The 20,301-nt window shown below is 61.7% G+C and carries 19 protein-coding genes and 1 pseudogene; 11 read left to right on the plus strand and 9 right to left on the minus strand.

All coding sequences use genetic code 11. The features are described 5' to 3' along the window. The 5 genes from CCR96_RS24240 to cls all read left to right on the plus strand — a co-directional run. Window positions 1-258 (plus strand): hypothetical protein (locus CCR96_RS24240; RefSeq protein ID WP_207191967.1); only part of this gene is annotated, 258 nt, incomplete at its 5' end. Next, on the plus strand, window positions 255-1,364 hold the full coding sequence (locus CCR96_RS13540; RefSeq protein WP_201220657.1) for an AI-2E family transporter: 1,110 nt from the start codon (window positions 255-257) through the stop codon (window positions 1,362-1,364). The genes CCR96_RS24240 and CCR96_RS13540, both read left to right, overlap by 4 nt. A gap of 51 nt (window positions 1,365-1,415) precedes the next feature. Then, window positions 1,416-2,615, plus strand: coding sequence for an ATP-binding protein (locus CCR96_RS13545; protein WP_201220658.1), 1,200 nt, complete (start codon window positions 1,416-1,418; stop codon window positions 2,613-2,615). A gap of 52 nt (window positions 2,616-2,667) precedes the next feature. After that, the gene (locus CCR96_RS13550) at window positions 2,668-3,561 is read left to right on the plus strand and encodes a GNAT family N-acetyltransferase (RefSeq protein ID WP_242519086.1); all 894 of its coding nucleotides are present in this window, start codon (window positions 2,668-2,670) and stop codon (window positions 3,559-3,561) included. A gap of 234 nt (window positions 3,562-3,795) precedes the next feature. After that, a complete protein-coding gene (gene cls, locus CCR96_RS13555) occupies window positions 3,796-5,277 on the plus strand; it encodes a cardiolipin synthase (protein WP_201220659.1) in 1,482 nt (493 codons plus the stop codon). A gap of 233 nt (window positions 5,278-5,510) precedes the next feature. Here the strand turns inward: cls and CCR96_RS13560 are convergent, their stop codons facing one another. Then, entirely contained in the window at window positions 5,511-6,896 is a 1,386-nt protein-coding gene (locus CCR96_RS13560; RefSeq protein WP_201220660.1) for a hypothetical protein, read from the minus strand. Between the two features lie 280 nt (window positions 6,897-7,176). On the opposite strand from CCR96_RS13560, the gene CCR96_RS13565 reads away from it, so the two are divergent. Beyond that, window positions 7,177-7,839: a cell wall hydrolase gene (locus CCR96_RS13565; protein ID WP_201220661.1), complete on the plus strand. Its 663-nt coding sequence runs from the start codon at window positions 7,177-7,179 to the stop codon at window positions 7,837-7,839. Window positions 7,840-7,880: 41 nt separating this feature from the next. On the opposite strand, the gene CCR96_RS13570 is transcribed toward CCR96_RS13565, so the two are convergent. The 5 genes from CCR96_RS13570 to CCR96_RS13590 form a co-directional block, all read right to left on the minus strand. Then, window positions 7,881-11,408, minus strand: coding sequence for an AAA family ATPase (locus CCR96_RS13570; protein WP_201220662.1), 3,528 nt, complete (start codon window positions 11,406-11,408; stop codon window positions 7,881-7,883). Then, on the minus strand, window positions 11,405-12,667 hold the full coding sequence (locus tag CCR96_RS13575) for a metallophosphoesterase (RefSeq protein WP_201220663.1): 1,263 nt from the start codon (window positions 12,665-12,667) through the stop codon (window positions 11,405-11,407). The genes CCR96_RS13570 and CCR96_RS13575 overlap by 4 nt, the downstream gene beginning before the upstream one ends. Before the next feature lie 103 nt (window positions 12,668-12,770). After that, window positions 12,771-13,217, minus strand: a complete 447-nt coding sequence (locus CCR96_RS13580) for a PilZ domain-containing protein (protein ID WP_201220664.1) — start codon at window positions 13,215-13,217, stop codon at window positions 12,771-12,773. 97 nt (window positions 13,218-13,314) lie between these two features. Next, the gene (locus CCR96_RS13585; protein ID WP_201220665.1) at window positions 13,315-14,262 is read right to left on the minus strand and encodes a class I SAM-dependent methyltransferase; all 948 of its coding nucleotides are present in this window, start codon (window positions 14,260-14,262) and stop codon (window positions 13,315-13,317) included. A 13-nt stretch (window positions 14,263-14,275) separates the two neighbouring features. Then, a complete protein-coding gene (locus tag CCR96_RS13590) occupies window positions 14,276-14,629 on the minus strand; it encodes an HMA2 domain-containing protein (protein ID WP_201220666.1) in 354 nt (117 codons plus the stop codon). A 165-nt stretch (window positions 14,630-14,794) separates the two neighbouring features. On the opposite strand from CCR96_RS13590, the gene CCR96_RS13595 reads away from it, so the two are divergent. Beyond that, entirely contained in the window at window positions 14,795-15,142 is a 348-nt protein-coding gene (locus CCR96_RS13595; RefSeq protein WP_201220667.1) for a cupin domain-containing protein, read from the plus strand. A gap of 101 nt (window positions 15,143-15,243) precedes the next feature. On the opposite strand, the gene CCR96_RS13600 is transcribed toward CCR96_RS13595, so the two are convergent. Beyond that, window positions 15,244-16,287: a cytochrome-c peroxidase gene (locus CCR96_RS13600; RefSeq protein WP_201220668.1), complete on the minus strand. Its 1,044-nt coding sequence runs from the start codon at window positions 16,285-16,287 to the stop codon at window positions 15,244-15,246. A 254-nt stretch (window positions 16,288-16,541) separates the two neighbouring features. On the opposite strand from CCR96_RS13600, the gene CCR96_RS13605 reads away from it, so the two are divergent. Further along, window positions 16,542-17,807 carry an LbtU family siderophore porin gene (locus tag CCR96_RS13605; protein ID WP_201220669.1) on the plus strand — a complete coding sequence of 422 codons (1,266 nt, stop codon included), beginning with the start codon at window positions 16,542-16,544 and terminating at the stop codon, window positions 17,805-17,807. 24 nt (window positions 17,808-17,831) lie between these two features. Here CCR96_RS13605 and CCR96_RS25330 read toward each other — a convergent pair. Continuing rightward, window positions 17,832-18,008, minus strand: a pseudogene (locus CCR96_RS25330) (Uma2 family endonuclease); the annotation flags it as partial. Window positions 18,009-18,675: 667 nt separating this feature from the next. Between CCR96_RS25330 and CCR96_RS13615 the strand changes: the two are divergent. The 3 genes from CCR96_RS13615 (at window position 18,676) to CCR96_RS13625 (ending at window position 19,909) form a co-directional block, all read left to right on the plus strand. Then, window positions 18,676-19,020, plus strand: a complete 345-nt coding sequence (locus CCR96_RS13615) for a hypothetical protein (RefSeq protein ID WP_201220670.1) — start codon at window positions 18,676-18,678, stop codon at window positions 19,018-19,020. A gap of 215 nt (window positions 19,021-19,235) precedes the next feature. After that, window positions 19,236-19,661 carry a putative toxin-antitoxin system toxin component, PIN family gene (locus tag CCR96_RS13620; protein ID WP_201220671.1) on the plus strand — a complete coding sequence of 142 codons (426 nt, stop codon included), beginning with the start codon at window positions 19,236-19,238 and terminating at the stop codon, window positions 19,659-19,661. Further along, a complete protein-coding gene (locus tag CCR96_RS13625) occupies window positions 19,661-19,909 on the plus strand; it encodes a hypothetical protein (protein WP_201220672.1) in 249 nt (82 codons plus the stop codon). The genes CCR96_RS13620 and CCR96_RS13625 overlap by 1 nt, the downstream gene beginning before the upstream one ends. A gap of 34 nt (window positions 19,910-19,943) precedes the next feature. Here the strand turns inward: CCR96_RS13625 and CCR96_RS13630 are convergent, their stop codons facing one another. Beyond that, on the minus strand, window positions 19,944-20,174 hold the full coding sequence (locus tag CCR96_RS13630) for a hypothetical protein (RefSeq protein WP_201220673.1): 231 nt from the start codon (window positions 20,172-20,174) through the stop codon (window positions 19,944-19,946). Window positions 20,175-20,301 lie beyond the last annotated feature (127 nt).

The raw sequence follows: 20,301 nt of genomic DNA on the forward strand, positions 1-20,301 counted from the left end.
CAGGTTCATCGCGCCGCCTCGCCAATCAACATTGCCCGGCAGTTTGAACCAGACGCGCGGAAATGTCCAGATCCGAGGGTAAGTGCTTCTAAGGTGCGTCAGTTAGGCGTAGAACGGTTTCGCCCTGAAGGCTCCGGTTTCGGCTACTCTGCACAGGTTCCCATGCTGCACAGCTTCCTATCAGCTTCCTATCAGCTTCCTATCAGCTTCCTATCAGCTTCCTATCAGCTTCCTATCAAGAGGACCACCGGTTCATGAACGCACTCTCAGACTTCAGTGCTCCCGCGCGTGGCCTGATCGTCGCGGCCGCCTTCGCCTTGGTCGTCACCGTTCTCAAAATGGCCTCGTCACTGCTGGCGCCGATCCTGTTGGCGGTGTTCATCGCCATCGTCGTCACCCCCGCATTGGGCTGGATGCGGCGCAAGGGAGTGCCGAAATGGGCCGCGCTGGCCGTCATCGGTTTCGTGCTGCTTGACGTTGGCAGCCTCCTAGCACTGGTCACGACCGGGGCCGTTGAGGGTTTTCGCGAGAGTATCCCCTCCTATCAGGAGCGCCTGACCTTGCTTGCGGGTCAGTTCGGCACCTGGCTGGAAGCAGCCGGCATGGACAACTCAGGCGACGCAGTCCCGAACCTGCTCGACCCGAGCAAGCTGATGATTGGTGTGCGCCTGCTGTTGTCGAACGCCAGCGGCATCTTCGCCAATGGCCTGCTGGTGCTGCTGACGGTGATCTTCATCCTGCTCGAGGCGCCAACCCTCTGGGCCAAACTGCACGCGGCCTTCTCACTGACGCCCGAGGGCGAAGAGCGCATCCGTCGGCTGTTCGGCTCGATCAATCGCTACATGCAGATCAAGGCGGCGACCAGCTTTGCGACGGGCGTCTGTGCCTATCTCCTGCTTTGGCTCCTCGGCATCGATTTTGCAATCTTCTGGGCGATCCTGGCGTTCTTCCTGAACTTCATCCCGGTGGTCGGCAACGTCATCATGATGATCCCACCGGCTCTGCTCGCGCTGGTGCAGGCCGACCTCTCGACTGCATTGATGGTCATCGTCGGCTACTTAGTCATCAATACCGCCATCGGCAACATCATCGAGCCGCGCATCATGGGCAAGGGGCTCGGCATCTCGACCTTGGCGGTGTTCTTGGCGCTCTTGTTCTGGGGCTGGCTGTTCGGCAGCGTGGGGATGTTCCTCGCCGTCCCACTCACGGTGACCTTGGTCATCGCGCTGGATGCGAGCCCGACCACACGCCCGATCGCCATCCTGCTCGGCCCCGAGGTCGAAAAGATGCCGCCACCCGAGCAGGTCAATCAGCCGGTGCTGGATGCCGTCGCCATGGATGAGCCGGCTGACCATGAGCACTGAGTGATGCCATTGGTATAGCATTCGTGGTTCGACCAGTCATCATGAGCCCCGATGAGCGAGACCGAGCTGAACCAGATTCGACGCCAATTTAGCGACGCCTATCGCGCCCGCGACTTTGCCGCTTGCGTCCGCCTAGCGACCGCGGGTCTGCATCTGACCGAAGCGCGCCATGACCTCGCAGCCCAAACCTTGATGCTCGTCTGGCTAGGCGAGAGCCACTGGCAGCTCAAGCAGACAGAGCAGGCTGTCGCGGCGCTGAGCCGCGCCGCTAAAGCCGAGCCACCGGCCGACCCGAGCGATGTATTCAACGCCATCTCAACGCTACTGAACATCAGCATCCTTGAGCGCCCGCTAGCCGAGGCCAAGGCACTCATCGCGCAAGGGCGCGCGCACCTAGAGCATCATAACCAGCAGCGCTCGCGCCACATGCTCGACCTGAGCGAGGGCGATCTGGCCGCGCGTCGGGGTGACTGGCAAGCAGCACAGCAGCACTATCACGCCGCTTACGAGCACCAGCAAGTCGATACCGGCTCGCTGTGCTTCACCCTCGCCTCCTACCAGATCAAGCTTGCCGAGGTGAGCTTCATGGTTGGTGACGCCAAGGCGCTGAGCCACTGGTGTCGCGAGATCGATGCCGCTCCGAAGGCGGTCGAAGGCGATCGGCTACGCGCCGAGCAGGTGCGGCTGCTCTGCTATCGCGCCGGCATCGCAGCGCCAGCCGGTGCGCGCGGTGACGCGGTCACCACGGCCCGCCGCGTGCTCCGCTGGCTCGAAGAGATCGACGGCCATCGCGAGGACTTCGCGCGCGACGCCATGCGGGTGCTGCTGCGCGAGGGTGACTGGCTCAGCGTCGAGACCTGGCTCGACTATCCAGGGATTGGCGACGACCCGCTGATGCGCGGTGACCTGCATTTGGCTCGCGCATGGCGCGCGCTTGGTTTGACGCTACCTGACCCGGCCTGGTCAACGGCAGTGGTCACCGCAGACGCGACCGACACTCGACTCGCCAACGCTAACGCAAGCGCCAACGCAAGCGCGAACCGTCCGAGTCCGCCAACAATCGCTTCAACCAGAATCCGCGCGAACAAACACTCCAAGGCGCGAGATGACCTCGCGGCAGCACGACGACATTATGTCGACAAGCAAGCCTGGGCTGCGCATGAAGATGAGCGGCTGCAAACCGACTACCATCGCCGAATGCTCGATGCACGGCTCCAGCAGGTCAACGCCGTGGCTGACCAGCTGAGCTAAACAGCTGAGCTGAGGTCAGTTTCTGTCAACGATAACCAGATACCGCCGCACCATGACAAACGCGCTGAACATTCGCCAGATGACCCACGCTGAGGTCAATGAGCTGGTCCACTGGGCTCAGCTGGAAGGTTGGAACCCAGGCCTGCACGATGCGGAGCTGTTCTGGAGCACCGACCCCGACGCCTTCATCGCCGCGGAGCTCAATGGCGAGCTGATCGGCGGCGGCGCCATCACCTCCTACTCGGGCGAGTACGGCTTCATGGGCTTTTTCATCGTGCGCCCTGAATTCCGCGGCCTCGGGCTCGGCGATCAGATCTGGCGAGCCCGCCGTGAGCGCCTCCTCGCCCGCCTCCGCCCAGGCGCAACCATCGGTCTCGATGGCGTCTTCACGATGCAGGACTACTATGCGCGTGGAGGCTTCGCCTTCTCGCATCGCAACATTCGCTTCAGGGGCGAATTCGGCGCCAAGTTGAGTCAGGAGTTGGGACAGAAGTTGGGGCAGAATTCACACAACAGCACCCTGATGCCGCTGACCGAGATTCCCTTCGACAGCCTCCTCGCCTACGACCGCACCTGCTTTCCGGCCCCGCGCCCTGGCTTCCTCAAAGGCTGGATCACCCAGCAAGACGGACTCGCGCTCGGCCTACTGCGCGATGGCGCGTTGAGCGGCTTTGGGGTCACGCGCCGCTGCGTCGAAGGCTACAAGATCGGCCCCTTGTTCGCCGACGATGCCGAGGCCGCACAGAGCCTGTTTACCCCGCTCGCGGCCTTCGCCGGCGAGCATCCGCTCTTCATCGATGCGCCGGAGAACAATCCGGCCGCACTCGCGCTCATGCAGCGCCACGGCATGGTCGAGGTCTTCGGCTGCGCACGCATGTACCTAGGAGCGGTCCCGGACATTGCCCATCAACAGATCTTTGGGGTCACCAGCTTCGAGCTCGGCTGATGGTTGATCGCGACCTCTGCGACCCCAGCGAGCAGTCGCCGACGAGACTGTTACTCATCACCCAAAAACAGCTTTTCAACCGCAGATTTCGCAGATTAACGCAGCGCTTTCAATCGGCGGCTGCTCATCAAAGCCTCACCTGTTAGGTGACCCTGCTAAAGCCGATAGAGCCTTGTCTTATAAGCTTTTGATCTGTGCGCATCGGCGTCATCTGCGATCGATAGGACGAACTATATGAGCGACTCCGTCCTCTTCGCCACAGTTGGCGTCGCCCTGCACCTGATGCTTCAGGTGCTGTTGATCATCCGCGTGCTGCTCAAACCACACCGCGACCCCACCGCCCGGCTGACCTGGGTGGTGGTGGTCATCGCCCTGCCCATCGCTGGCATCATCGCCTATCTGCTGCTCGGCGAGACCAACATCGGCCGCAAGCGCGCCGAGCGCATGCGCCGCGTGCTCGAACAGATGCCCAAGGTCAGGGCCGCGCAAGGCGCTGATGCGCCTAGCCTTGTCCCTGAGATTCCGGAGCGCCACCGACATCTGTTCCACGTCGGCCATTCCATCAGCGGTTTCGAGCCGATCGGCGGTAATACTGCCCGGATACCGCCAGACTCCAACGCCGTGATCGACGCCCTAGTCGCCGACATCGACGCCGCCCAAGATCATGTCCACCTGCTGTTCTACATCTGGCTCGCCGACAACAACGGCCTCAAGGTCGCCCAAGCCCTGATGCGCGCGGCCAAGCGCGGAGTCACCTGCCGCGCCATGGCCGACGATCTCGGCTCACGCGCCATGATCCACTCTGAGCACTGGCGCTCGATGCAGACCGCCGGCGTCAACCTGGCCCGCGCCCTGCCCATCGGCAACCCACTCCTACGCATGCTCGGCGGCCGCATCGACCTGCGCAATCACCGCAAGATCGTCGTCATCGACGACTGGATCACCTACTGCGGCAGCCAGAACTGTGCTGACCCCGAGTTCCGCGTCAAGGCCAAGTACGCCCCCTGGGTCGACATGATGATCCGCTTCGAGGGCCCGATCGCACGCCAGAACCAGCACCTGTTCGCCGGCGACTGGATGGCGCATGTCGAGGATGACATCGACGCGCTACTGCGCCGCCCCCTTCCTAGCACCGCTGAATCCACCCACACCTCTGCGGCCAGAACCAGCATCAGCGCCCAGATGGTCGGCACCGGCCCCACAGTGCGTTACTCGGCCATGCCCGAGCTGTTCGAAGCCCTGATCTACAGCGCCCGCCACAGCCTGGTGATCACCACGCCCTACTATGTACCGGACGAATCCATGCAGGCCGCGCTCTGCGCGAGCGCCCGTCGTGGCGTCGAGACCCTCATCGTCTTCCCGCAACGCAACGACAGCCGCATCGTCGCCGCCGCCAGCCGCAGCTACTACGCCGACCTCCTCGCCGCCGGCGTGCATATCTACGAATACGTTGGTGGGCTACTCCACACCAAATCCCTCACCCTTGACGGTGAAATCAGCCTCATTGGCTCCGCTAACATGGACCGCCGCAGCTTCGATCTCAACTACGAAAACAATATCCTGCTCTACGATCCAGAGCTGACCCAACAGATCCGCACACGCCAGCAGCACTATCTCAACAGCGCTTTGCTCGTCGACGCCGAGCAAGTCGCGAATTGGCCACGCCACAGGCGGTTGATCAACAACACCGTGGCGATGCTAGGGCCTGTGTTGTAAGCGAGGAGCACCGCTTTATGCAGCCGACCAATGCTCGATCCAACTCGACGCGATGCCTGAGCCTGTCTAGGCCCTGATCGATGCACAGCTGAATCAGATCTGAGAACTACGCTCGCTGCAAAACGGCGAGGATCAGCGCATTATAGGATGCGCGAGGACGGTATAAGGTCAAAGCAAGGCCGCGCGATTCCTTTCGCGACTCGACCTTATCTCGTCATGCGGCCTCGACAAGCCTAGGCGGCTTCAGGCTCAGCCTCGCTGGCATCATCCTTCGCCTCGTTGGCTTTCACCTTCGATTTCGGCGCCTTCTTCGGCGCCGCCTCAAGCTGAGGCGCGGTGATGAGGTACAGCGGCGTTAACGCCATCACGAACAACAGCGGCATCAGCGGTGTCGCGTATTGCGGGGCCGCGGTCCCAACGATCTTGGCGAGGGTGGCGTAGATCAGGACCAAGCTCACGCTGCGCAGGCCGATGCGCTGTGTCGGTGTTAACCGGCGGCCGGCGATCGGCAGCCAGACGAGAATCGCACCCAGCGCCCCGATCAAGGCTACAGGACCATACAGCAATTGCATGAATTCCTCACTGGTGAGGAAGATGGGGTTCTCTGTATAGGGCGTCGCCGCGACCGGATAGACAAAGGTCTGCTCGACGTTCCCTGGCTCGCCCAAGGACCAGAGCACTTTCGGCTTTTCGACGAGGTACCACTTCAAGAAGCCACGCGGGTCGTTGATAAAGCTGCCGCCAAGTTGGCCGATGGCAGCGCCGGGACTGCTCGTCTCGCCCGCCTGCACGGCTGCATCACTTGTTTGAGCGGGCGGCAGACCCTGCTGAATGCTGGCGACGATGGGGGCTGTGGCGATCGGGGTTTCGATCGTCTCTTGATTGCGTGCCATGAAGGGACCAAACACCAACATGAAGCCGAGGATGGCCGCAACCGGCGTGAACAGCTTCCAGACACCCTTGCTAGCGGCAAACAAGACCAGTAGCCAGGGCAGGATGAGGAACTCGTAGGTCGGATCGACCCAGGCCACGATGCCGAGCAACGCGGCTGCAATAAAGCTGCGGATCATTGCCCAACGGTCGCTAATCTTTGCCGCTGTCACGAGGTACAGGAGCAGTGCGACGAGCAACAGTGTGGCACTGACCAAATAAAGACTGATGTTGACCAGCGACGGACTCACCGCCGTCAGGAAGGCGACGGTCAGCGCCCAGTGCGGATCCATCAGCCGGCTGGTCAACATGAACACCAGCAGGATCGCCAGGGCGCCGAGTACGAGCTGGGCGATGACGGCAGCATTGATGCCGCTCGCGTCCGCCTCCGAGGTCGCAAACAGCGACAGGAACAACGGATAGCCGAGGCTGCCGAAGGTCTGTGCTGGGTCCGCATCCGAGCCGGCCTCGATCGGCGCTGTCAGCACCTTATAAGCACCCTGACTGCTCAGCGTTTGCGCCAAGGCGTAGGCGTCGGCTGAGCCTGCCTGTAGCGGCTCGACAACCTCGGTTGCTAGAAAGGCCTGCCCGCGCAGGAAAACACCAACGGCAATGATGACCGCCAGCATGAAAAGAACGACAAGTGAGACGGTCTGGCCGTCTTGACGCTTCGATTTGACAGGGCTCACAACGAATCTCTCCTAGCTTTCACGCCAAGCCGATGGCTAGCGCCTTTTTTCAGTGTGGGTACAGCTTGACAAAAACCTTATTAGCATACCCTAAACTTTTGCTGGGATGCGAGCGACAAGCTCAGTTCAGACGCTGGTCAGGACGCTCCAAACCCATTTTTAAGTGCCGAAGGGCACCAGGAGACGCCGCCGGAACTTAGGGATTTCCCTTATGCGAAGAATTCGTATATCATAAGCCTCTAATGTCGCCAAATGATCAAGAATAACTAGGTCTTAGCTTATGAGAACCCTCTCCATTACTGCGTTTGTGGCCACTCTCTTCCCCCCCTTGCTCTTGTCTTCGGCACCAGAGCCGCGCGAAACACCGCGGCTCTACCCAGCCAAGCTGGAGCTTGAGCCTATCTCCCCGATTTCTCCCGCGCTTGCCATCACCAAGACGACGTCCGCAGTGCCGATTGCATCCGCGCTACCTCCTGAGGCGCCCACGGCTCTAGAGACGCCGACGGCCCAGGCCGCTCGTGCGACCAGTCCGATCGATGAAGAGCTCCATTGTCTAGCGCTCAACATCTATCACGAAGCCCGTTCAGAACCGCTCTCCGGTCAGATAGCTGTCGCTCAGGTGACCCTCAACCGGGTCGCGTCAAAGTCTTTCCCGCATTCGGTATGCGAGGTCGTGAAGCAAGGAGGCCAGAAACGCAATCGCTGCCAGTTCTCCTGGTGGTGTGACGGTAAGTCGGACCAGCCGACGGAAATGAAGGCCTGGCGGAAATCGCTTGACCTAGGTCGACGCGTTTTAGCAGAACAGATGTCAGACCCAACCGACGGCGCGTTGTTTTACCACGCAACCTACGTCTCCCCGAAATGGTCACGATCGTTTCAACGCACGACCCAGATTGGCCGCCACCTCTTTTATCGGCCAACCTCGAGTGCTCGCCAGAGTTAGGTCGAGGCCGGAAAAGCTCAGACAGCAATCCCTCACGCCGCCTACGCAAGCGCATGAACGAAGACGCGCTCGCTCGCACGCTCGAGCCGTCTCGCCTCCTCGACGACCCGCCCATGGTGGGTGAACAGGATGACTTGAGTCTTGCAAGAAAACTCGGCGAGCGCGTCGAGCGTCGCGCGCGATCGATCGTCATCGAACTGGATCAGGATATCGTCGACGATCAGCGGCAACGGCTCTGCGCTTTCGGCATAGTGGTCCAGCGCCGCTAGCCGGAGCGCCAGATAGAGCTGGTCCCGTGTACCGGTGCTCATGGCCTCCACGCGCAATCGTTCGCCATTGGGGCGAACCCCAACCAGCACCGGCTGATCCGATTCGTCGAAGTCGGTCTCCACCCCGCTGAGTGAGGCGCAGGTGAGCTTACTGAAGTAGCGACTGGCTTGAGTCAGGATTGGATCGCGGTGCTTGCGCCGAAAGGCCTCGATCTCATCGCGCAGCAGGCGCGCCGCGAGCCGCAAACGGATGTAGCGCTCAGCATGTGCGCGCACCTCCGACAGGGTCTGCTGGGCCTGTTCTGCCAACGCGGATGCCTCATCCGAACCGGCCATCGCCTGGAACTGCTGTTCCGCAACCAGTTTTTGCTCGAAGATCACCCCGCGTTGTGGATTGAGCTCTTGATTGATGCGCTGGTCGAGCGCGTTGATCTCGGCGAGCACCTGGTCGCGATCCACTTCCGCAGCCTCGGTTTCTAATCCTTCCAGGCTCAGTCCATCGCCGCTATCGATCAGCTCGCGCTCGACCTCGCGCAGCTCGTCGGTCAGCGCGCGCCGTTCCAAGAAACGTCGCTCGATGACCTCGAGCTGGTCGACGTTGTCGCAACCCGCCTGCCGGCAGAGTTCTCCCAGCACCGCATCGGCCGCGTGCAGCTCCGCATCGGCGTCACGCGCCTCGTTCTCGGCCTGGCGAAGCTGCTTGTTGAGTTCGTCGAGCCGGCTCTTTGCCGCGCGCTGCTCGGTGAGCTGAGCGTTGAGCTGATGCATCGCCTCGTCCACCGGTCGATCGGTGAGGTTCGGAGCGAGCCGGAGCAGCAGGGCCTGGACATCATGCTCGAAGTCCTCCGACTCGCGCTCGATTGCTTGGATGCGAATCTCGATCTGCTTCGCGTCGTCCGCCAAGCGCAAGCCATCGGCGATCGATTGCAGATGGTCCGAGACCTCACCGGGCGTGGTCTGGTCCTTCAGCCCAAGCTCTTGCATGAGCACCGCCCACTCTGAGACCCAGGCAGTAAGCGCCTTCTCAGTATGCGCAAGCTCCCGGCCGAGCAACCGCGCTGTCTCTTCGAGCTCTGCGACATCTTTCTCCAATCCTGCCCGCAGACTCGTACTGCGTTCGATGGCGCTGAGACAAGACTCGGCATGCTCGAGTACGGGCCTTAGCGTCGGTTGCAGCTCGGTTTGCGGTTGCGGTTGCGGCTGCGGCTGCTCACAAACCGTTAGGGCTCGGATCAGATGCTGACGTAGCGCGTCCCGATTCAACGCCAGCGCATTCGCTGTCTCGCGCAGCTCCTCACCCTGCCCGGTCTTCTCGCGCAGCCGAAGCAGCTGTTCCACCCAGGCCGACATCTCACGCGGCGGCAGCGGCACGAGGTCCATGTCCGCCCACAGGGCCTGCCATGACGCCTCGAGCTCCAACCGCTGTTGTTCAATCCGTTGCAATGCAGCCAGCGCATCGGCATTGAGCTGACGGCACTGTTCGAGCCTTGCTTGTGCGCTCGCCTGTTCATGCACACGCTGTGACTCGCGCCGCAGCCGGTCTGCAACCTCATCGGCGGTCGCGATGCCTTGCTCAAACGCCTCTGGCAGCGGCGTCTCCCGGTCGAAGCCTTCGACCTCGGCGCTGACGTCTTCCTGATCGATCCACTGCCGCTTCAACAGCTGCCAGCCCAGATCGCGTCGCTCGCGGGCGCTCTGCAGCTGAGGCTCAGTGGGCACCTCCCCCGCGAGGCGCAGCGCCTGTAGCGCCGACTCGGTCTGACGCTGTTCTTTATGCAGGTCGGCGATGCTCGCGTTCAAACGGCGCGCCTCGTCCTCAAGGATTTGGAATTGATCACTGTATCGCGCGAGCGTCTGCGCGTTAGGCAGTGCCAAGCAGGCCAGGGCGGCAAGGCTGCCGTGCCAGCGTCCCAAGGCCTGCAGCTCACGCTCGCAGAGCGCCTGATGTTGGGCGGACCTTGCCATCGCCTCGGCGACCGCGCGGTCGAGATCCCCTGCCCTGCGGGCCTCGCTGACAGCCTGCCGCAGCGCATCATCAGCAATCGGCGCAGCCAAGCCATTCAGCTGCGCCTGCTTCTGGTTGAGCTTGTCTGCTGCTGCCTCCAAGCGCTCGGCAGCCTGCTTGACCGCGGACTCCAGGGCTTCGCGCCGCCCGCCAAGCTCGGTCGCCCGACGCCGACGGCCGAGCATCGGCCGCAACTGCTCGACCTCATCAAAGGCCAGATCGGCACGAATCTCGGCAAAACGCTGCCGGGCCTGCTCGATCAGTGTCGACCGTCGCTCGAGCAGGCCGGGTCGGTCACGATTGGCCTTGAGGTAGCCGCCGAGCCGATCGCGCAGCTCGTCGATCCCCTCTGACTCGGCCAGCAGTTGCGATGAGATCGGCAAGCTGGCTACATCCGTTCTCAGCCCTTTGAGCCGCCCCTCGGCCTTGGAGCGACCTTCGAGCGCAACCCTGCGCTTGGTCAACGCGGCTTCCCGCCGTTGCCCAACATCCTCTTCAAGCGACGGCACCTCGCCGAGGCCAGCGAGTTGCTCGCGCAGGTGACGACGTTTGGCCAGGCCTGGTAACGCACGCCTGATACGCTCCAGGGTGTTTCGGCGCCGAGCGGCTTCGGCCAGCGCGCGATCGATCTCGGTCAAGCGACCGATGGCCTCGTCAACCGCCTGACGCGCATCATCCCAATGCCGGGCGGAGAGCGACAGCTCGCGCTGTTGATGCTTGAGCGCTGACAATTGACTCAAGCCAGCGTTGAGCACCGGTTTCGACGCGCGAGGTGCAAACAGTGACTGCGCCTCCTGCTCAAAACTGGCTAGCAGAGCGTGCACCGAGGTACTCCCGAGGCCAGTCCCGAACAGCGCCTCGGCCTCGCGCCCGCGCTCAACCAGGAGTGCCTGTCCGCCGCTCACCAACGCCTGATGATCGATCCCGAACAAACGCTCAAACAGCGGCTCTGCTACCCCACCTAGAAGCTGCTGCAGACGGTCCTCGGCCAGCGGACTGCCTGCTGCATCGAGCAGCGTGTTCTTACGCCCTTTGCGCCGATAACAGCACAGCTCGGCACCATCGGCGCCGCGCAGCCGACCGCCGACCCTCAACTCGGTTCTTGCATGCCGAAAGTCGTCTTGCGTGCGTTCCGGTACGCCGTAGAGCAGCGCACGCAATGCGCGCAGCGCTGAGCTTTTGCCGGCTTCGTTGGCGCCGTAGACTAGATGCAGCCCCTCACTGCCGTTGCTGAGATCCAAGGTTCGGTCGGTGAACGGCCCGTAGGCGAGCAGATGGAGGTCGAGGATCTTCACTGTTGATGGCCCTCTCGCAACAGCCGCTCCAACAACAGGGCCTTGGCGTCTTCTAAGCGAGCGCAAATCTGTTCAGGCGCTGATGGATCGATGGGGTCAGGCCCTGAGCGCAGCTCGATGGGAAGCTTCGTGCTCAGGTCTGCGAAATCCTCAGCCAGCATCGCGAGGCGATCCGAATCCAGCTCCAGATCACGAATCGAGCGCAGTAGGCCACTGAACGCATCATCACGAGCCAGCGCGGATGCCTCCGACACCGATGGTCGCGTCTCCAAGACCAGGCGCTCGATCCAGATGGCACCAGAGCCGATCGTCTGCGCGAGCGAGCGGCACTCATTGATCACTCGCTCGCGTTCTGCACGCAGCTGCCGGTGGATGCTGCAGGCCCCATGCAGCCGCACCCGCACCGCGACCAAGCGACCCTCGGCCGCATGGAGCACATCGGCGAGCGCCGGCATCAGCAGGTCATAGACCTCGTCCAGCGTCTGCGCCTCACTGACATCCAGCTCACACCGCGACCAGCGCACCAGGTCCAGCGCGCGGTGCTCGACTGACGCAACCTGTCCGGCCTCGACCCGCACCAGCGAGCAGCCTTTGGCTCCGGTCTCGCGTGCATGTCGGCCTTGAAGGTTGCCAGGGAAGACCACCCAAGGGTCCTCGGCGACGATCTCCCGACGATGCACATGGCCAAGCGCCCAATAGTGGTAGCCGCGCGAACGCAGGCCATCCAGCGTGCAGGGCGCATAGGTCTCGTGCCCAGATCGGCCGTCCAACGCAGTATGTAGCAGGCCGATGTTGAACAGGGCCGGATCAGCGAGTGGGTATCGGGCGGTAAGATCTTCAGTCACGGCGCGGGAAGCGAATCCTTGCCCGTGGATCAGCACGCCAAGGTCTTCGAGCAGGACGCTTTCTGCGGCCCGAGTGGCGAACAGGTGTAGATTCGGTGGCGGTCGCAGCGTCTTTGTCATCTGGCTCGCCGCGTCATGATTCCCGGCCGCAAAAAACACACGGATACCGGCGTCGTGCAAGCGGGCGATCTGCCGAATGAAGAATAGGCCGGTGTTGTAATCCCGCCAGTCGCCATCGAACAGATCGCCGGCGAGGAGGACAAAAGCAACCTCCTCATCGATCGCCAACTGGATCAGATTCTGGAACGCCCGGCGCGAGGCGCCGCGGATCGCGTCGACCGGCGCGCCTTCATAGCGCTCGAGCCCGCGTAACGGACTATCAAGGTGAACATCAGCGCTGTGGATAAACTTCACGGCCTGGCCTGAGAGCGAGATCGGATGTAGCTCGATGATACGCGGCTCAGATGAGACGCGCTCAACGCAGCAACATCTCGAGTGATCTCAGTCTCGATCCGAATCAAGCGCCAGCGGCTAATCGAGCACGCTTGACCACCAACTGTTGCAGCTGCACCCGTGCCAGATCGCTCGCTTGCTCAAGGTGGACACCCAACTGGTAGCGCTCCTGAAAATCTTCGCGGGCCGTCCATATGACCCGTCCAACGACACGAATCGGCTCGCTCACTTCGGCCGGGCTGATCACGAGCAGCAGACGGGAACGCACAGGAAACAGCTCTGGTGAGGACAGCATCAAACCCGTTTCGCTGAGGTCATACGCGAGCAGCGTCCACAGCTGCGTCGCGCCTATCGCACCGGGCAGACCGATCAGCCGCGCCTGGACCGGATCGCGGTAGCTGAAGCGCTGATGCCGGCGCTGGTCCCGCGAGAGGGCTGGGCTGTTGCCGGCATCATAGTGACCAGCGGGCTCGGCGAGCGCGAGTGCTTGTTTCTGGCCAATCTCCATCATCAGCGTCTCCGGGATCGCGCCCGCTGCTCTGAGTTGACGGCACGAGCCTGTATGAGTCGATCCTGGATCCAAAGTCTAGACCATCAGCACGCTCGGCTCAGGTGGCATTCATCACAAGATAACGCTCGGCCACATCACGGTGATCGAGCGCAATGTCCCTGTCCCGGGCTAATGCCCTGCCGCTGTGCTCTGCGTAATCGAAGAGATTGACCTCCTGGGTAATTGCCCACCGGCTGCCAACCGTTCCCCGGAACGTATCCAGATCCGTCTTCCATGCCGGCGCGATCATCCGATAATGCGGCATTTTCTCCTGCACGGCGGGGTCATTGACCATGGTCTTCAGCGCTGCAGGGATACAGGTCACCAAGGCCTCTGAGCCTGGCGCTGCCGGCAGCTTGTGGAACAGCTGCCGGTTCTCGTCGCTGGAGAGGTAATACACCAAGCCTTCCATGACGCAGAGCGCCGGGGCATTTGCATCGAAGCCGCGCGCGACCAACATCGGCAGCAGTGCATCCAGCGACCTTGCCAAATCTAGGGGCAAGCGCTCGAGGCGCCCTACGCGCAGCAGGGTGAACGGCCGAAGCGGCTCGGGAACCTGCTCGATCAGCCGCTGTTTGAGGTCAGACATGGCCGGCACGTCAACCTCAAACCAAGCGACATCGGGGATCTCAAGACGATAGGGCCGCGTGTCCATGCCGGCGCCGAGGAGCACGACCTGTTTGATGCCAGCGCTGCCGTGACAGGCGTCCAGCACGGCGGCGTCAATCGCGATGCAGCGCAAAGAGACGTCGCTGATGAGTCCCTTGTGGTACTGATCGCTCGCCTGCTTGATCTGGCGGATGCGCCCAAGCCAATCGTCACCAGCAAGCCAGGCAGCGAGTGGCTCCTCATAGGGGACCGTCGCATCTTCTGCATCTACGGCACGAATCGCGGCAACAGTGCGGCATGACAGCGTGCTGACCTTGCCGATCTCGTCGTCGTGCCAAACGGTCTGCGCTTTAGCTGAGGTCTGCGCTAGATTGTCGTGCTGATCGGGGTTGGGCATGGCTCCACTCATATCACACGAAGGCACCCACCAGCGAGCGCGCCGAGTGCTCAAGCACCTTCTGCACGGCCGCACCCACCAACGCCTTGCCAAAGGTCTCGCCGGGTGAGCTGAAATGGCCCTGATCCCGGCGCGCGGGGGCCATGCAGCCAAGTTCCTCAAGCGCGGCAAACAGCTCGACCCGCGATAGGCAAGCCGGATCGTACTGGACCAGGATGCTCGAGGCACGCGGATTGATCTTGACATCCTGAACACCTTCCATGGCCAGCAATCGGATCTGCGCCTGCTGCGCACGCTCGCCGTGACACTGGAACGCCTTCGAACGGACACGAATACGACCGGGGACGTGATGGATGTACTGGCTCATCTTGGCAGGGACTCCAACATCTTGGGTTTAGCTTGCAAGGAAGATTCGCAACGGGAACGGTTCGCATTGTACTCTCAGACCGATAGCTGATGCAAATCATTCGCATCGCTTTTTAATCCCTGTAATTTGTGTGTCCTTGATCTTCAACCCAGAGGCCCACCACCGATGAGCACTCCCAACTGGTTAGTCTTCCAACTCCCCGAGCTGATGTCTCAGCAAAACGCGAACGCCACCCGGTTCAAGGAGCTACTGCGAACACCCTCATTGAGCTGCTCGCTCTACCACATCCCGGCGGGCTCCAAGGAGATGCAGAGTGCGCATGAGGAAGACGAGCTCTATCTGGTGCTCGAAGGACGCGCTCGGCTCAGGGTCGAAGATGAGGATCATCATGTCGAAAAAGGCACCATGATGTACGTGCGCACAGCCTGTGATCATGCCTTCTTCGATATCGAGGAGGACCTCAGCGTCCTCGCCTTTTTTGGCACGTCCGTGCGCCATCGATACGATCTTTGATTGTCGAAACGCGCTAGCCAACGGTTCAATCCTGTCGTGACGAGCGCTGCGCTACCCTGCCAGCGCTCTCGTCATCGCATCACTCGTGGTCTATAGCGCCCCTAGAGCTGAGGCTTCGGCGTTGCGGCGGTCTCGACCGGCAGTAGTGGGTATTCCACCACTGGCTGCTCACCGGTCAGGCTATGCAGGAACTCGGCGATGGTCGCGGCCTCCTCATCGCTCAGCTGGGTGCCGAGCTGCGCCGTGCCCATCACCGCGACGGCCTGCTCGAGGTCCCAGATCTGGCCCGAGTGGAAATACGGCGCCGTCAGCGCGATGTTCCGCAGCGGTGCGGCCCGAAACACGTACTCATCCGAGGCGGTCTCGGTCACCTGGAAACGCCCCTTGTCTTCTGGTGGCAGGATATCCGCGCCCGGCCGTTTGATCAGACCGAAGGGATAGTAGTCCTGACCGCCAAAATTGATCCCGCTATGGCAGGCGGCGCAGCCCTTGTCGAGGAACAGCCCCAAGCCTGCCTTCTGCTTGTCGCTCAACGCCCCGTCGTTACCCTCCAGCCACTGATCGAAAGGTGCATTCGGCGTCACCAAGGTGACCTCGAAGGCCTCGATCGCCTTCGCCATGTTATCGAAGCTCACCGGGTCATCCTCGCCAGGAAATGCGCGACCAAATCGCTCCACGTACTCCGGCATGCTATTCAGGGTGTCAACAACCGCCTCGGGCGTATTGGCCATCTCGACCCCCGCCTGGACCGGTCCCTTCGCCTGCTCTTTCAGATCCGCAGCGCGGCCATCCCAGAACTGGGCGGCATTGAACACCGCATTGAGCACGGTCGGCGAGTTGCGCGGTCCGGTCTGCCAACCATGGCCAACCGATGTTGGCATGTTGTCATCACCACCAGTGCCCAGGTTATGACAGCTATTGCAGCTGATGAAGCCACTGGCAGACAGGCGCGGATCGAAGAACAGCATGCGCCCGAGCTCGATCTTCTCGCGCGTCAGCGCGTTGTCCGAGACCGGTTGCAGTCCGTAAGGCACTGGCTTCAAACCAGCCGAGGTTGCCTGATCGCGTAAAGCCGCATCATTCGCAACGGCAGCTAGGCTCGCTGCTCCAAACCACAGTGCTACTGAGATTGTTGTCATTTTCATCAAGAGACTCCTCCGGTGCCTGATGACCATTGAGGTCTTGGCGTTTGGTGAACCGCAGCCGGCCCGATGCCGACGGCGTCGGCAACCTTAGCATGCTGCATCACCAACTTCTGCAGTTGGTTTTATGCGAATAAAAACGCTTCTCGTTAAGAATATTGTTAGGTAAAATAGTCGCATTGCTAACCCATTCCGGCCCACGGTTGCCGGTGCCAAACCCCTACCTCGTTGAACCTACAATCGGAGCGAGACAACCCATGAAGACCAGACGACTGAATTGGGCCATTGCCATGATCCTAGGTGCCGGCACCGCAGGCCAGGCGACGGCGCAAACCCTCGAGGAGCGCGTCCGACGCCTCGAGCAAGAGAACCGCGAGCAGGCCGCCGCGATCGATCAGCATGAGCGCACCATCGCCGAGCAAAAACAACAGCTCGAAGGGGCTCCGCAGCGGGTCGAGCGCTTGGAAGAGACCCTAGAGCTCAAGCGCGACGCCGGCACCGGCCGCGGTGGCTGGTTCGAGCACATCGAGATCGGTGGCCTGATCGAGGTCGAAGGCGTTTATGTCGACCCTTATGAGGGCTCGAGTGAATCGGATCTGGTGCTCGCGACCGTCGAGCTCGGCATTGCCGCTCAGGTCACGGACTGGGTCGAGGCCATGGCCTCGCTGCTCTACGAAGAGGACGAGACCGATCTTGAGGTGGATCTGGCGATGATCACTATCGCCAACCCGGATGTGACACCGGTGTTCTTCACGGCCGGTCAGTTCTACGTCCCCTTCGGCGCCTATGAGACCAACCTGGTCTCCGATCCGCTCACACTCGAGATCGGCGAGAGCCGTGAGACCGCGGCCCAGCTCGGCTTCGTCTATCAGGGCTTCAGCGGCAGTGCCTACGCGTTTAATGGCGACAACAAGGTCAAGGGTGACAATCACATCGACAGCTGGGGCGCGAACCTGGCCTTCGCCCAGGAGCGAGAGGATCTGACCTGGACGATCGGCGCCGGCTACATCAACGATCTTGGCGACTCCGACAGCCTACAAGACAGCGTCGCCGACAACCGCGCCGCGCTTCAGCTCGAGATCGCGGAGCTGCGCCCCGAAGAGGCGGAGCAATTCAGCCTCGACCCCACCGAGCGCACCGGCGGCTGGACCGCGAACCTCGGGCTGGTCTATCGCAACGTCAATCTGATCGGCGAGTATCTCTCGGCCAGCGGACGGTTCGATCCAGATAGCCTGAGCTTCAAGGGCAAGGGCGCGGAGCCCGCGGCTTGGAATATCGAGCTGGGCTACAGCTTCGAGGTCTTTGGCAAGGAATCGGTCGCCGCCGTCGCCTATCAAGGCACCAGCGAGGCGGTCAATCTCGAGCTGCCCGAGACGCGCTGGGCGGTTGGTTGGTCGATCGGCCTCTTCGATGGCACAGCACTGTCCTTTGAATACGCGCATGACAAGGACTACAGCACCCGCGATGGCGGCACCGGCAACAACGCCAACGCCTTCGTCGCTCAGCTTGCGGTGGAGTTCTGAACCAGTGTCTATACCCTCTTCCAGACCGTAGGCTTCGAGACTCCGGCGCCTGGGATCAACGAGCCAAGCGGAGGCCATGCCGGAGTGCGCGTAGATCGACATCTTGATCACTCGATCCTTGCTAGCGGTTGACGGCAAGAGGATCTCACAGATCCAATCCGGAACGACCTTGAAGCGGTGTCCCTCAGGGATCTGCGGCATCCGCTCTTAACGCCAGCCGGCAAGATCCGGAACCGCGACCTCGACATCGGTAATGAAGTGGACCTCGGGCTCGTCGATGATCCACCAGGCGCCCGGGCCGCCGCGGCCTCGACCGTAAGCGCTGCCAACGTCAATACTAAGCTCAGTTTCAGCACGAGCATGCGGGCCGGATGGGCGCGGTTTGCGGCAAGGAGTCCTGTGGACCGCTCGCCAAGGCGCGTGGTAATACTTCCCGGTGGGAGATCTGCTCGACGACCACCGCCATGCCGGGGTCCAGCTGCTCTCGATAGGCTTGGGCCGGCTCCAGATTGGCATACAGCGTCCGATAGCGGCCTTCCTGGTTCAAAGACGCCGCCAAGGCCAGCAGGCAGGATGTTTTGCCTGTTGGACAGGGTTGGTTAGGCGAGCATAGCGGAGATCGGGTGGAATGTCCGGCCTTGCCGGACCAAGGCGGTGCTGGTCGTGCTACAGATAGTTGGTGTCGAGTCGATGATGCAATCCCAGTGACTGGATCATAGCCCCACGACGACGGGAGACATCCAGATCGAGAACACTACCTGCTTCGATATCCAAGAGGGTAAAGGCGATCTGCGCGCGCGCATCCTGGCTTTGGGCGATGATGCCCGTGAACAGGCACTGGGCGTGATGCCCTTGCAGGTGTTCGATCGTGAAGGCTCAACTGCCCGAGCGTGTCGATGTCAGCACCTTGAGCGATTACCGTTCCTTCAAGGCGATCGACAACGAAGGCAAGAACCTCTTTGACGTGGTCACCGCCGCAGTCTGGAATGCGCGTCGGCAGCTCATCGCGTGGCTCGAGCCGCTCTATGCCATCTTTAACTGCCAGGGCTGGATTCGCTGCAATGGGCAGTGGGTGGTGGTGCGCTTGGAGCCGCTGCAGCAGCCGGCACGGCGGGCGGCTCAGGAGCAGTTGCGCCGGAAGCTCACCGGCTTGGGGGCGAAGATTCCAGGTGGCAAGTGGTTGCGCATCGAGGTCGGCGTGGCGCCGGTTTAGCGCTGATGTTCTGTGGTCAACTGTCCAAAAAGCTAGCTGGTTTTTAAGCAGTTCCGGGAGGTCTGGGGTTACTGCCAGGCAGCGTTTAGGCGCCCAAGATGGCGCTAGCCATGCAAACCGCTGGGGTTCGGTCTTGCATCTGGCTGAGCCTGTGATGGACCAGCGCCAATGAAGAAGCGATGGCGCATAGATATCCAAATGGATATCATCTTGTCATGCGTTATCTGATCGACACCTGCGTTGTCCTGTCCGCACTGCGCTCGCGGCGTGGCGCAAGCAATGCGCTCTTGCGTCAGGCTTTCGAGGCGAATCTCCCAGTGGTTGTGCATTTCAAGCTGGTTGCGGAATACCGGGAGGTATTGCTACGAGAGGAGCATCTCAGGGCGACAGGATTGGATGCGGCAGCTGTGGATCGCTTTCTCGCGGCTTATGTCGGCATCGCTGACGAGATATCTGTTCACTATTTATGGCGCCCTAACCTGCCAGACGAGAACGACAACTTCGTGTTGGAGATCGCCATTGCAGCCAGTCCCTGCACCATCGTTACCCACAACATCCGCGATTTTCGTCAGGGAGAGCGGCGATTCGCCGGTGTCCACGTTGCCCGACCCGCAGAAATCCTGACGTTGAGGTATCGCTGATGCACAAACACAGGTCCTTTCCCCTGAGATTAAACGAGACGGAACGTGAGCGTGCCCGCGCATTGGCCAAGCAGCTCGGCGTTTCGGAGAATCGGCTGTACGCCGACCTCATTCGCGAAGGTCTCTTGATGCGTGAACAGATGGCCTATCTTGCAAAACTGCGGGCAATGGCTGCCTCCCCCCAAGAGGGGCTGGAGATCCTAAACGATGCGCCAGATGTCGAGCCGGAGGCGCAGGATCGGCTCTGATCAGAGCCGCTTCGCCCTGTGATCCGCCCCGGTCTCATCCCAAGATCAGTCGTTCCAGCGCCTGCTGATCAAGTTCCCGCAGCCCGATCAGGGCGCCGATCGCGTTGCCGAGTTCAAGATCACCTGACATCAGCAGCAGTGCTGACCACGAGGCCACGAACGCTTGGGCGCGCGCGGCCTCGGTCGACTCGCCCTGGGCCTCGACCAGTGCCTTGCGGATCAGCTGCAGATCGATCACCTCGAGCGTCTTGACTGGTTTGAGCATATCGAGATCGGCGGCCTGATCGAGGTCGAAGCCGTCTATGGGGAGCTATCCCTACGGGCGTTTCGCCAACTCGCGACCGCGCGGCATATTCCAACTCACTTCGGCCAGTCGGAACTGAGCGAAGACC

The organism is Halochromatium roseum, assembly GCF_016653315.1.
GTDB lineage: Bacteria > Pseudomonadota > Gammaproteobacteria > Chromatiales > Chromatiaceae > Lamprobacter > Lamprobacter roseus.

What these genes read in the sequence shown, in the direction of transcription:
- CCR96_RS13540 (WP_201220657.1), top strand. Translation starts at nt 255, where the DNA reads ATGAACGCACTCTCAGACTTCAGTGCTCCCGCGCGTGGCCTGATCGTC.
- CCR96_RS13585 (WP_201220665.1), bottom strand. Translation starts at nt 14,262, where the DNA reads ATGCCCAACCCCGATCAGCACGACAATCTAGCGCAGACCTCAGCTAAA.
- CCR96_RS13580 (WP_201220664.1), bottom strand. Translation starts at nt 13,217, where the DNA reads ATGATGGAGATTGGCCAGAAACAAGCACTCGCGCTCGCCGAGCCCGCT.
- CCR96_RS13565 (WP_201220661.1), top strand. Translation starts at nt 7,177, where the DNA reads ATGAGAACCCTCTCCATTACTGCGTTTGTGGCCACTCTCTTCCCCCCC.
- CCR96_RS13625 (WP_201220672.1), top strand. Translation starts at nt 19,661, where the DNA reads ATGCACAAACACAGGTCCTTTCCCCTGAGATTAAACGAGACGGAACGT.
- CCR96_RS13590 (WP_201220666.1), bottom strand. Translation starts at nt 14,629, where the DNA reads ATGAGCCAGTACATCCATCACGTCCCCGGTCGTATTCGTGTCCGTTCG.
- cls (WP_201220659.1), top strand. Translation starts at nt 3,796, where the DNA reads ATGAGCGACTCCGTCCTCTTCGCCACAGTTGGCGTCGCCCTGCACCTG.
- CCR96_RS13630 (WP_201220673.1), bottom strand. Translation starts at nt 20,174, where the DNA reads ATGCTCAAACCAGTCAAGACGCTCGAGGTGATCGATCTGCAGCTGATC.
- CCR96_RS13620 (WP_201220671.1), top strand. Translation starts at nt 19,236, where the DNA reads ATGCGTTATCTGATCGACACCTGCGTTGTCCTGTCCGCACTGCGCTCG.
- CCR96_RS13600 (WP_201220668.1), bottom strand. Translation starts at nt 16,287, where the DNA reads ATGAAAATGACAACAATCTCAGTAGCACTGTGGTTTGGAGCAGCGAGC.
- CCR96_RS13605 (WP_201220669.1), top strand. Translation starts at nt 16,542, where the DNA reads ATGAAGACCAGACGACTGAATTGGGCCATTGCCATGATCCTAGGTGCC.
- CCR96_RS13545 (WP_201220658.1), top strand. Translation starts at nt 1,416, where the DNA reads ATGAGCGAGACCGAGCTGAACCAGATTCGACGCCAATTTAGCGACGCC.
- CCR96_RS13550 (WP_242519086.1), top strand. Translation starts at nt 2,668, where the DNA reads ATGACAAACGCGCTGAACATTCGCCAGATGACCCACGCTGAGGTCAAT.
- CCR96_RS13595 (WP_201220667.1), top strand. Translation starts at nt 14,795, where the DNA reads ATGAGCACTCCCAACTGGTTAGTCTTCCAACTCCCCGAGCTGATGTCT.